Source organism: Trichococcus sp. ES5, from assembly GCF_900067165.1.
GTDB classification, from domain to species: Bacteria; Bacillota; Bacilli; order Lactobacillales; family Aerococcaceae; genus Trichococcus; species Trichococcus flocculiformis.
In genome coordinates, this window is the sequence record NZ_FJND01000040.1 from 1 (window position 1) to 6,566 (window position 6,566).

At 36.8% G+C, this 6,566-nt stretch carries 8 protein-coding genes; 2 read left to right on the forward strand and 6 right to left on the reverse strand.

Translation table 11 applies throughout. The features are described 5' to 3' along the window. Together TES5_RS14485 and TES5_RS14490 are read right to left on the reverse strand one after the other, a co-directional pair. Window positions 1-263, reverse strand: a 263-nt coding sequence (locus TES5_RS14485) for a transposase (RefSeq protein WP_232309275.1), incomplete at its 3' end; no start/stop codon positions are given. Window positions 264-400: 137 nt separating this feature from the next. Continuing rightward, window positions 401-1,057, reverse strand: a complete 657-nt coding sequence (locus TES5_RS14490; RefSeq protein ID WP_068562687.1) for a glycosyltransferase — start codon at window positions 1,055-1,057, stop codon at window positions 401-403. 176 nt (window positions 1,058-1,233) lie between these two features. Between TES5_RS14490 and TES5_RS14495 the strand changes: the two genes are divergently transcribed. Continuing rightward, entirely contained in the window at window positions 1,234-2,247 is a 1,014-nt protein-coding gene (locus tag TES5_RS14495) for an acyltransferase (protein ID WP_068562688.1), read from the forward strand. Window positions 2,248-2,446: 199 nt separating this feature from the next. Here TES5_RS14495 and neuC read toward each other — a convergent pair whose 3' ends face one another. Genes neuC through TES5_RS14515 form a run of 4 tightly spaced genes read right to left on the reverse strand, consistent with a single transcriptional unit; the run spans window position 2,447 to window position 6,226 of the window. Then, window positions 2,447-3,601 (reverse strand): UDP-N-acetylglucosamine 2-epimerase, encoded by a 1,155-nt coding sequence (gene neuC / locus TES5_RS14500; protein WP_068562689.1) that lies wholly within the window; start codon window positions 3,599-3,601, stop codon window positions 2,447-2,449. After that, window positions 3,598-4,596 (reverse strand): N-acetylneuraminate synthase, encoded by a 999-nt coding sequence (neuB, locus tag TES5_RS14505; protein WP_068562690.1) that lies wholly within the window; start codon window positions 4,594-4,596, stop codon window positions 3,598-3,600. The genes neuC and neuB overlap by 4 nt, the downstream gene beginning before the upstream one ends. Next, the gene (locus TES5_RS14510) at window positions 4,596-5,231 is read right to left on the reverse strand and encodes an acetyltransferase (protein WP_068562691.1); all 636 of its coding nucleotides are present in this window, start codon (window positions 5,229-5,231) and stop codon (window positions 4,596-4,598) included. Before TES5_RS14510 ends, neuB begins: the two co-directional genes overlap by 1 nt. Before the next feature lie 2 nt (window positions 5,232-5,233). Then, window positions 5,234-6,226, reverse strand: coding sequence for a nucleotidyltransferase family protein (locus TES5_RS14515; RefSeq protein WP_068562692.1), 993 nt, complete (start codon window positions 6,224-6,226; stop codon window positions 5,234-5,236). Window positions 6,227-6,303: 77 nt separating this feature from the next. Between TES5_RS14515 and TES5_RS14520 the strand changes: the two genes are divergently transcribed. Further along, window positions 6,304-6,566, forward strand: a 263-nt coding sequence (locus tag TES5_RS14520) for a helix-turn-helix domain-containing protein (protein ID WP_143148279.1), incomplete at its 3' end; no start/stop codon positions are given.

Sequence of the window (6,566 nt, forward strand, 5' to 3'; positions counted from 1 at the left end):
CGTAAGATGTTGGCAGATGCATCGGTATCATAGCCTGCAATTAATTGGAAAATCAGTTGTTCAAGGATGGTTTCATTTGAATGTGTAGGTAAAAGACGGGAGTCTTGAAAATGAAGCTCTTTCTCCATCAACTGTTCGAATCCGATTGAATAAAGGAATTCTTTAACTAAAACAAGACCAGCATCCGTGGAGAGATTACCTCCAGTATTTGTAACCGTCATTTTTTTGTTGAAGTTTAGCGTATTTTCGTGTAAAGTTGCCATTGAGAGAACCCCTTTCTTTGGTTGTTGGTAGTACATTAACCATAACAGATTGGGGTTCTTTTTTCACACCTTTTGGGTGTGAACGTGAAATAAAGAATACGTTGATAGAACAACATTTCAAGGTGTTTTCTGAAAACCTATGAATAATTCAGGTTACCGCCTCTTGCATAAACCAGTACTTCAGCAAAGTTATAAGCCTTTAATCCCTTTTCAAGCATGCGTACCCAGAGATAATAGTCTTCATATCCATTTAAAGGTTGGTAATTACCAACTTCTAATACTGAATCTTTCCGATACATCACCGTCATATGGTTGAAAGGATTTCTTCGCTTCGCAAATTCATAAATTTCTTCATGGGTATGTGGAACAATTCTATTGGCCACAACCTGATCAATACTTCCTTCAAATTCAATAATGTCGCTTCCGACAATAGCCGTTTCAGGATTCATTTGGAAGTAGTTTCTTTGCTTCTCTAATCTTTCGGGCAAAGCAATATCATCTGTATCCATTCTAGCAATTAGTTCATAAGAAGCAGCTTCTACTCCGATGGCCAAAGCCTTCCCTAATCCTACATTTTTCTCTAGAGGAACTAGTTTATACATTTGTGGGTTTTTACTTACAAATTGTTCCAAGACGTGCTCCAATTCTTCTGTTAATGGACCGTCCTTTACTAAAACAATCTCATCGGGTTGATAGGTTTGCTGAATGATACTCTCTAAGCAAGCTTCAAGATATTCCGGTTTTTCTTTATAATAAACCGACATTAACACGCTTACTTTCCTGTTTTTTTCCATGTGCCCTCAATTCCCACTTTCTTTCTATTTTCAGTTTTTAATTATAGCATATCAAAAGATTAAAAAAAGTCACTTGACAATTCTGTAAGAAAGACTTAATCTATCTTTCAATTATAGCAATCTTTTCCTTACTTTTATAGTTAGAAATACTGTATGGATGGTGGAGACAAAAAACGATGCAAACAAAAAAACTTGGTCCCAATTTGGTCAAATGTATTTCAATATTTTCTGTAATAGGAGTTCATTTTATATTAAACACAATGGATCATGTTCAAATCAATGGACATATTCCTGAATTTATTTACTTTTCTTATCGTCAGCTATTTATTATCTGTGTACCACTTTTTATGTTGACGACTGGTTATTTGAATTATAAGCAAGAAGTATCAAAAAAGTATTATCGTAAATTAATTTCAATCATCGGAACGTATGTATTTTTTTCTTTCTTAAGTATTCTATTTCGAATCTTTATTTTACATGAAGAACTATCCATTTTAAAAAGTCTTTTCCTAATTTTAAATTTCAAAGCATCCCCTTATAATTGGTACTTAAATATGTATGTAGGGTTATTTCTACTTTCTCCTTTTCTAAACAAAATGGTCTACGAGCTCCCTCAAAAACATTTGAAGTGGTTGTTACTATGTTTAGATACCTTAACAATATTACCAATTACATTAAACTTCTTCACCCACAGTATCTTTCAAGAATCTGGAATCTTGCTTTCAAACTTTTGGATTTCTCTTTATCCAGTTACTTATTATTTCACGGGCGTCTATTTACGGCTTTATCCCATTAGAAAAATCCCTCGTGGCTTATTGACTTGCATTGCCCTCCTTTCTATTTTTATCAGTATGTACTTTTCTGTAGATGGAAATTTAAGTCAAGTCACAAAGGACTACGCGAATATCCTTACGTATGCTCAATCAATCTTATTCTTTTCTGTTGTGTTGAATTTTGGGGATACCAAAGGAGGCAGCCACCCTTTCATAAATTTTGTGGCTTCTCATACTTTAGAGATTTATTTAGTAAGTTACATTAGTGATCAGATTGTATACAGATTGGGAACTGAACTTTTTAGCCGCACTTATACTGATTTCTTCTTCGCTCCTATATTTGTATTTTCAAGTTTCATATTGGCTACTCTTTTCGTAAGTTCAATAAAAAAAGCTTCCTCTCTCGTAAAGGGATAGATTAGCAGAATAAGGGAGACAACATAAAACACCTTCGAATGGGTACCTTTCTTGCAAGTACCGGAATCGAAGGTGTTTCTTCATGGGCAAAAGCCTATCGAGAAATTAAGCCACTTGACTCCCAAATAATTTGGGATGCAAGCAGCCTAATAATGGTTTTTTTACATGTGTATAGAATCGCTCATTCAGTCAATAAAGATTATTCATTCAAGTCATAAAAACTTTTCTTTAGCGAAATCGGGTTTTTTAATTCTTTTTTTATTACTGCTAGTATTTTCCCGCTTACTTCACCGTTCCCATATGGATTAACTGGGTTCAGACTTGAATCCTGACGAAGTGCTTGTGCAATAGCATCTTTAATAGCTAAGGTATCAGTCTTGGAATTAATGACTGTAGAAGCCTGAATACGACCCTTTTGACGATCCCCAATATTCACAGTGGGAATCCCAAAGGAAGGAGCTTCAATAATACCACTCGACGAATTTCCTATTACAGCATTGGCTATCTTCATAGCGCTCAAATATCGTAGTTGACCCATACTGGTAAATGCCAGAGAATGATCTGGGTGATTTTTCACATACTCATCAATCATTTTGTTGATAATCCGCCCGTCAGTATCCGAGTTAGCTTTAGTAAAAATAATCGTACCATCTGGGTAATCCCTGAGAGCTTCCAACAGAGAGTTAAATTGAATAAAAGAAGTTTGATTTTCTAATGTCACTGGATGGAAGGTCACAAGAAAGAATGGTTTCTTGATTGGAATACCAATACTTTTTTCGATTTCTTCTTTAGTCATCAAATTCATCTCTTTGATATTTTCGATTCCAATTGCCCCTACATTAAAAACTCGTTCTGGGTCTTCTCCTAGTTGAATCACTCTTTCACGATAAGTTTCTGTACTAGTAAAGTGAAGCCAACTCATCTTCGTTATACTATGGCGAAAAGCTTCATCAAATGCACCTTCTGTTGTTTCTCCTCCATGGAGGTGCGCAACCGGAATTTTAGCTACTGCAGCAGTAGATACCGCTGCAAATATTTCATAGCGGTCTCCTAGCACAACAATCATATCGGGTTGCAAACGTGTAAAACACTCAGAGAAACTGATCATTGCAAGCCCCATAGATTTACTGATACCAATTGATGTATCAGAACTTAACAGTATTTCCACTTTATCTGTAAGTGAAAACCCATCCCGCTCAATTAAATCAACAGTCATTCCGAATTCTGGTGAAAGATGCATCCCAGTAGCTACTAATTGTAATTCTAATTCAGGATCTTCGTCTATTTTTCTTATCAAAGGCATAAGTAATCCATATTCAGCACGGGTTCCCGTTATTACACAAATCTTTTTCATAGTGTAATCACTTCATCAGCTTGATAAGCTCTACGTGCTGGCAATCCCATTACGTAATCCCATTCCATCGGAGAAAGTCCAGTTCCAGGACGCTTAATCGTTAAGTTATCTTCGGAAAAGACTTCTCCTTCTGCGATATCAACCTTAGCAACCAAGCTTTTACGAGCAATTGCCATATTTTTCTTCTCAGAATTTGATAGACGCTTTACTCCATCGCCTAAGGCTACTTCTAGATTGCGAATTGCTTTTACCATCGCTTTTAATTCATCTGGTTCTAAACTTGCTTTATGATCAGGACCTTCCATCGTCTTATCCAAAGTAAAGTGTTTTTCAATCATAGTTGCTCCTAGAGCCACTGCAGCGGTCGGTATCTCTATTCCCAATGTATGATCGGAATAACCAACTTCAACTTGAAAAGCATTACGAATACCATTCATTGCTTTTAAGTTAACATCTTCCATCGGTGTCGGATATTCAGTATTACAGTGCAATACCACAATATCACTAGCTCCATTTTCCCGCAGTACTTCCAAGGCTTTTTCGATGTCTCCCAACGTACTCATTCCTGTCGATAAGACTACTTTCTTGTTTGTTTGAGCAATTTTTCGAAGATAAGGTAAGTTGGTTATTTCTCCAGATGGAATTTTAAATAAATCCAGTCCTAACTCTACTAATAGATCAATACTTTCTAGATCAAATGCAGATGATAGAAACATTACCCCTTTATCCTTTGCGTAACTCATTAACTCTTCATGTACTCCATAATCAAGTTCCAACTTTTTCAACATTTCATATTGGCTTTCTTCTTGATCAGTTGTATTTTTTTGATACTCAGCTTTTTTTGCTGACTTTGCAACTAGCGTCTCTGCTTTAAAGGTTTGAAATTTAACAGCATCAACGCCTGCTTTGGCACCTTCTTCAATCAACTTTTTCGCTATTTCCATATCTCCGTTATGATTGACGCCTGCTTCTGCAATAATGAATACTTTTCCCATTACTCTACCTCCCTACATGGGTTTCCATATGCTTTCTTACCGGCCCCTATGCTTTTTATAACTACACTGCCGGCTCCGATAATTGTATTTTCCCCAATAGAAATACTTTGTATCACGGTTGAATTCGTACCTAGGTGAGTATGATCTCCTATTGTAACAGTCCCACTTAAGGTGGTTCCTGGCGCAAGGTGTACAAAGTCCCCAATCACGCCATCATGTTCTACAATTGTTCCAGTATTAATGATTGCATGAGTTCCTATGATAACAGTCGCATTTACTACGGCTCCTTTACCGATAAACGTACCTTCTCCAATTTGAGTATAGGGAGAGACAATCGCGGTAGGATCCGTAACAGTAGGAAAAGTAAACCCGATATCTTTCATTTGCTGATATAATTTTTGTCGAAGTTTTGTATCTCCAATACTTCCCAACGATATAAAAGCACGCTTTACTCCTCTTTGAAAGTATTTCTTAGCCTCATCGTCCGTTCCAATCACTGGTACGCCTAGAATCACTTCGCCCACTTTTTCAGGTATATCCAAAATACCAACAGGCTCATAAAGAGCCTGTTGGTTCATGCTATCAATAATACTTGCACAATGACCTCCGCCGCCAATTAGAAGAACTTTTTCCATAACTAGTTCACTCCTAGCGAATCAATCATATGTTCCATTTCTTTAATTTGTCCCATGTCCAACCAAGAATCTTCACTTACTGGGTATACGCCTACTCGCAGGCCTTGGTTTTTTGCCTCCATAATAATTGTAGGCAAATCAGCAAATTCATTATCCGGAACAAAATCCAACACAGACGTATTAATCAAATACATTCCTGTATTGATTAAATAACTAAATTCAGGTTTTTCTTCTGTACTTTCTAACAAACCGTCTTCACCTATTTTTAATACGCCATAAGGAATTTGAGTGGTCTTTAAAGAAGCAACAATTGTAACATCATGCTCTTTTTTCTTATGGAAAGAAACAATATCTGTGTAATCAGCATCCACTAAAATATCACAGTTGGAAACGAAAAATGTTTCAGTTAGCAAATGTCTCATCAAAGACAAACTGCCACCTGTTCCTAACGGTTGATTTTCTTCCACATACGTAAGTTCATAATCTCGCTCCAAATCATTGAAGTAACTACGGATCATGTTTTTCTTATAATTCACACTCATAATAAAGTTGCTCATACCATAATCATGAAACTTATTAATGATTCGTTCTACAATTGGAGTATCTCCAATTGGAATGAGTGGTTTCGGCAATATTTTAGTGTATGGATAGAGCCGCGTTCCTTTTCCACCCGCCATAATGACCACTGGCAGTTGAATTTTTTCACTATAAATTACTTCATTAGAGTTAAATATAATATTTCGTAAGGTGTTTTCTTCATTGACTACAGCGATAGAGTGGATTTTTTTCTCACTCATTAATTGATTCGCTTGATTAATTTCAGTATGAAGCAATGTAATCGGCTTTTGATTCATTACCTCACTTACATTCTCCTTGATTGAACCGTCCTTTAGAATCCATCGACGGACATCTCCATCAGACAAGACACCTTTTAGATGATTTTCTTCATCTACAATATAGATAATCTTATGTGCATTGTGATCCATTTGTTTCATATATAAATTGAGTTAAATTGCATTCGTTTTTCCTCCTGTAGGCGTATACTAAAGAAAACACTTGAGGAGTGGGGAACATGGAAACAGAACGTCAAATCCGTGAATTGGAAAAAGCGATGACTACGACAGACAACCGCCGGTTGTACGAGCGTTGCCTGGCAGTCAAGTTGGTTCTCGAAGGCCGCACCCGGAAAGAAGCCGGGCACACCATCGGCCGCGACGAGCATACTGTCAGCCACTATGTGAAAAATTACTGCCATAATGGAATCCAAGGTTTAGTCTCCAAAAAACAAAGCGGACGACCTTCACGGCTGACAGATGAACAGGAAGCGGAACTGGT

Excerpts from the sequence above, each read along its gene's own strand:
- TES5_RS14490 (WP_068562687.1), bottom strand. The coding sequence starts at position 1,057 with ATGGAAAAAAACAGGAAAGTAAGCGTGTTAATGTCGGTTTATTATAAA.
- TES5_RS14495 (WP_068562688.1), top strand. The coding sequence starts at position 1,234 with ATGCAAACAAAAAAACTTGGTCCCAATTTGGTCAAATGTATTTCAATA.
- neuC (WP_068562689.1), bottom strand. The coding sequence starts at position 3,601 with ATGAAAAAGATTTGTGTAATAACGGGAACCCGTGCTGAATATGGATTA.
- neuB (WP_068562690.1), bottom strand. The coding sequence starts at position 4,596 with ATGGGAAAAGTATTCATTATTGCAGAAGCAGGCGTCAATCATAACGGA.
- TES5_RS14510 (WP_068562691.1), bottom strand. The coding sequence starts at position 5,231 with ATGGAAAAAGTTCTTCTAATTGGCGGCGGAGGTCATTGTGCAAGTATT.
- TES5_RS14515 (WP_068562692.1), bottom strand. The coding sequence starts at position 6,226 with ATGAAACAAATGGATCACAATGCACATAAGATTATCTATATTGTAGAT.